Annotated in this window: 5 protein-coding genes; 1 reads left to right on the top strand and 4 read right to left on the bottom strand. The window is 63.7% G+C overall.

Annotation, left to right across the window (positions count from 1 at the left end; genetic code table 11):
- Positions 1-34: 34 nt before the first annotated feature.
- Positions 35-1,339 (top strand): protein kinase domain-containing protein, encoded by a 1,305-nt coding sequence (locus tag ACWELQ_RS39320; protein WP_452402087.1) that lies wholly within the window; start codon positions 35-37, stop codon positions 1,337-1,339.
- A gap of 12 nt (positions 1,340-1,351) precedes the next feature.
- Here ACWELQ_RS39320 and eccB read toward each other — a convergent pair whose 3' ends face one another.
- The 4 genes from eccB to ACWELQ_RS39300 all read right to left on the bottom strand — a co-directional run.
- The gene (eccB, locus tag ACWELQ_RS39315; protein WP_452402086.1) at positions 1,352-2,932 is read right to left on the bottom strand and encodes a type VII secretion protein EccB; all 1,581 of its coding nucleotides are present in this window, start codon (positions 2,930-2,932) and stop codon (positions 1,352-1,354) included.
- A gap of 134 nt (positions 2,933-3,066) precedes the next feature.
- Complete coding sequence (locus ACWELQ_RS39310; RefSeq protein ID WP_452402085.1) at positions 3,067-3,399, bottom strand: hypothetical protein; 333 nt, start codon at positions 3,397-3,399, stop codon at positions 3,067-3,069.
- Positions 3,400-3,446: 47 nt separating this feature from the next.
- On the bottom strand, positions 3,447-3,749 hold the full coding sequence (locus ACWELQ_RS39305; RefSeq protein ID WP_452402084.1) for a WXG100 family type VII secretion target: 303 nt from the start codon (positions 3,747-3,749) through the stop codon (positions 3,447-3,449).
- A gap of 91 nt (positions 3,750-3,840) precedes the next feature.
- On the bottom strand, positions 3,841-4,420 hold a 580-nt coding region (locus tag ACWELQ_RS39300; protein WP_452402083.1), incomplete at its 5' end, for an ESX secretion-associated protein EspG.

Genomic DNA, 4,420 nt, shown 5'->3' with positions numbered 1-4,420 from the left:
CAACGCGCTGCGGTTGTCCTCGGAGTGAGCTCGAATCAGCCATATCGTCTCCGTCTACAACCGCGGCGAGGACAACGGCCAGCTCTGGATCGCGATGCAGTACGTGAACGGCATCGACGCGGCCGCGGCCGCCGAACAGGATCCCCGGTCGATCACGCCGTGGCGAGCCTTGCACATCGTCACAGAGGTCGGACGAGGGCTCGACCACGCACACCGCCGGGGCCTATTGCACCGGGACATCAAGCCCGCGAACTTCCTACTGTCCATGGGTGATAACGGCGAGGAGCGGGTGCTGCTCACCGATTTCGGCGTTGCGAAGTCGACCGAGGACGCCAATGAGCTGACCCAGGCCGGTGGCTTTGTAGCCACCATCGCGTACGCGTCACCCGAGCAGTTGAGTGGACACCGGCTGGACCATCGCGCCGATATCTATAGCCTCGCCTGCTCCTTCTTCCGCCTTCTGACTGGTCAGAATCCTTACCCGGGAACGCAACCGGCGGTGGTCATGATGGGTCATATCAGCGAGCCGCCTCCGCGAATCACGGCTATCGACCCCACACTGCCCACAGCGGTAGACGAGGTGATCGCCGTCGCAATGGCGAAGGATCCGGCAGCCAGGTTCGATACCTGCCATGAGTTCACATCCGCTCTGAAATCCGCTCTCGAATACGGCGTTTCCGGCCTGACTATGCAGACTGCGTCACATAATCAGCTCGGCTCCGTCGATACGCAAGCAGCACCGGAGTCCGTTACGCCGACGAAACCCCCTGCTCGCAAGCGCATCTGGATGATCGGCGGCGTGGCCGCCACCGTCATCGCGCTGGCGGCGGGGGCGGGCATCTGGGCGACACAGCATGGCTCGGCGGACTCGGCAACGCATAGCCCGCTGGCCGATGCACGTGCGCAGAACCCCGCATTCAAGGGCAAATCCATTGTCGTGGTCGATATCTCGGGGCAGAGTGGCATGGCCGCATCGATCGACATCCAATTGAAGCCTGGCTCTCAATCGAACTTTTTCGAAGACCTCGGCTTCATCTATAGCCCAAACTTCCTCCGCAAGGGAGACGAGCCGAACCCTCGGCCCGTCGGGTCCGGATTCAATGCCCAGTACGACGCCCTGAGTCCTATAGCCACGGGGTATGTGCTCGCGGTCCGTACCGACTCGGATGCGGGTGGCGGTGGTCTGGTGAATCTTCCGTCGGCCCTCTCGGGCAGCAAGGCTTCCGTGATCGTTCTCGACGATCCGGCCGCGGTCACCGCGATCCGTCAGTGGTCGGATAAATCCGAACAGATCCTGCTCGACAAGCTGCTGCCAATCCTGAAGAAGAGCGTCAAGTAGAGACCAGTTCGGCTACTTGGGGCATGCCTTGTCGCACAAGGGCGGCAAGGTATCCCAGCTCTTCTGAGCGTCCTCCACGGACAAGGTGGGACCGGACATCAACGTGCCCACGATCGAATAGGGTGCCAGGTGGGGCTTCGTATCCAGCCCCAGAATCTGCGCCGTCTTCATATCCGGGATGCTGTATCGAATGCCGTTGTCGGCAATGTAATACAGGCCGTCGCGCTCCTGGCTTCCCGGCTTGACGCCGGTCGTCCGCACGAATTCACCGGTGGACGGTGCTACGTAGACCCCGTTGAGCCGGACGCCGGCAGTACCGTCGGCCGTGGCCAACGCCACCGGCGCCTGCGAATCGCTCAGCGGCCAGCGCGTGCCGACCAGCAGCTGCACGGTGGCCCAGTCTGAGGGGCTCTCGGTCGCATCCGATTGATCCTTGCCGTATCCGGCCTTCTTCACCCAGGTGATGCACGAGACCGGGTCCTCGGACGCAGAGATGATCTTCGGTGACACTGTGGGGAAATCGTCGACCGGCAGGCCCGGGTCGTTCTTGTCGTTCGCGTGCTTCTGCTGGATTCCCGCGATCATGTCGGGCGTCACCGAGGTGAAGCCGTCAGTATTCTGGTTCTTCGAGTTCGCGAAGGTGATGAACTGGGCGGTGAACAGGGAAACCCGCTGAATCGCGTTGTCCAGCACGACATACAGATCCGACTTGCCTGAACCATCCATTGCCGCGACCTTGATGATGCTGCCGACCTTCACGCCGTTGAGTCGCCCCGGGCCGTCGTTCTCACCGGCGTGCGGGATAGTCGGAGCAACCAGCGGTGGCACGCTGACCCCAGCGCCCACCATGTTCGCCGAAATCGGCCGCGCGGTGGACAGATCGAGCACCTGCGTGAGCGCCTTCTGCGTCACGGCGTCGTTCTGCGGGTTGACCTCGGCGATCTTGCCGTCGTAGATCAGGTAGGTGTGGACCAGGTCTTTGTTCTTGTCGTCGGCCCTTTTCACCAGGACAGCGGAGCCGGGATCGGCCACGTTGACATGATCATTGAGGTGCAGGCCCCCGGCCATCACCACGGTTTCCGCGCCTGTCGATGAAGCGGAGCCGCCGGACGCCGACAGCGGAATCTTGTCGCACAACGTCCACTGCGATTGGTCACCTTGACCGCTACCGGGCAAAGCGGCTGGGACGCCCGGGATTCCACGAATGGGACCGCGCGGGACGGTATTGAGCTTGCTGTCCTTGACCGAGGTCGGCTTCTCCGCGGTGCCTGACAGCAGTCGCGCCGACGCGAGATTCAGCGTCGGGTACAAGGTCATCTTGTTCTTGTCGTCCTTGTCCCGGACGACGGTGTAGAGCGCACCGCTGTCCTTGCCCATGACGATGTTCGCATTGCCGATGGAGCCCTGCGGGCGAATGAAAGCCATGATCGCAGCCCCCGCGACCACCAGCACCGCCAACACCGCACCGACCATCAGCGACCGGAACTGCGACCGCATCGGGTCGTGCAGCATCCGCACATCGCGGCGCACCAACGCGTGGTCGAGCCTGCGCAGCAGGAAGCGGTACCCATTGACCTGGGCACGGGTGGTCAATTGGGCTGGCACTAACTAAATCCTCCGTCGAACCGGGAACTGCTGCGGCAGTTAGATTACTGGCCTCGGACCGCAGACAGCGCACCCCTCCGGGGTGGAGAGGTGCGCTGTCGTGATTGGCACCGATGTACTCGTTAGGTGAACATGTTGCCGACGCGGCTGTCCGCCGAGAGGGCGTTCGACAGGGCGTTCTCGACCGCGGCGGTCACAGCATCGAGCGTCTGGAGGCACTTGTCAGCGTAGGCCGAGTCCCAGTCACGCTTCGCGGCGATGACGGCCTCGAGCGCGCCGTTCTCCGCGCCGCTGGCCGGGTTGGACCAGGCGTTCTTCAGCCGCTCGTAAGCCTGGCCGAGGTCGCTCGAGGTATCGACGGCAGACGTGCCGTCACCGGCAACCGCGACCAGGTCCCGGTGGTACTGACGCAGGTGCTCCGCCAGGTGGGTCATACCTTCTTTGTCGTAAAGCATCTGTCTTCCTTTGCAAGAGTTGGAGAATAGGTGGGCGCTAGCTGGTATTAGCCGAGGTTCGTCAGAGCGCTGGCGAACTTGTCCTTGTTCGTGATGTCCGTATCCTGGAACACGTTGGTACCCGAACCGACCTTCTCCTGGAACTCGTCCATGGCCTTGTTCAGGTTCTGAGCTTCCGTGTCCCACGACTGCGCAGCAGTGTTGAACGCGCCGGCGGCTTCACCCTGGAAGCTGCTCTTCGAGGCGTCCACCTCGTCCGTGATCTTCTTCAGAATGCCCTTGATCGACGCAACGACATCGGCCATGTGGCTCTGCGCCGCCTTGGCGAGTTCCGCATCATTTGCAACCATCGTCTGTACCTTGCCTTTTCTTGGGATGGATAGGCGATGCGTTGCGCATCACCGGTTCGGGGTGAACAGCTGTATGTGGGTCAGGGGTGACTCACGACAGCCACCTCCCCCCAGGCAGCGAGTCGATCAGAGTTGAAATCGACTGCGCGATACGGTGATCACTGCCCGGTGTGAGCGTGGACCAGAGTTGCTGGTCCGGGGCGACCCCCGGTGCGGCCACGATGCGGCCCCGTGCGGTGTCGTAGACAGCGACGGCTCCGGGCGATCGGTCTGTGAGGCCGTCGGCGTAGGCGTAGGCCACGATTTCGGCGTGGGAGGTGGTCGAGGAGAGCGCCAGGCCATAGGCCGTGGCGTCGGCGTCGGGGACGCCGAGGTTGTAGACGGTGTTCGCGTAGTCCGCGGAAGTCGTTGCGGCGTCCAGGCGTTCGGCCAGCTCGAGGGATTCGGCGCTGAAGGCGGCGAGGTCGGCCGGCGGGCAGGGGCCGAGGGCGTCGAGCAGCGGGCGGGACAGGGAGTCGCCGGAGCCGTCGGACCACAGCGGGTGGATGTCGAGGGTGTCACCGCGGCGGATGGCTACCGCGTGGTGCTCGGCTCGGCGGGCCACGCAGACGCGCGCGGCGCCGTCCGCGCCGTGGACCCGCATCGCCAGCTCGCGATCGGGCGCCGAGAGC

The sequence above is a fragment of the Nocardia sp. NPDC004722 genome (genome assembly GCF_053601505.1).
This window is presented reverse-complemented; position numbering and strand designations above follow the sequence as displayed.

Excerpts from the sequence above, each read along its gene's own strand:
- ACWELQ_RS39310 (WP_452402085.1), bottom strand. The coding sequence starts at position 3,399 with ATGCTTTACGACAAAGAAGGTATGACCCACCTGGCGGAGCACCTGCGT.
- ACWELQ_RS39305 (WP_452402084.1), bottom strand. The coding sequence starts at position 3,749 with ATGGTTGCAAATGATGCGGAACTCGCCAAGGCGGCGCAGAGCCACATG.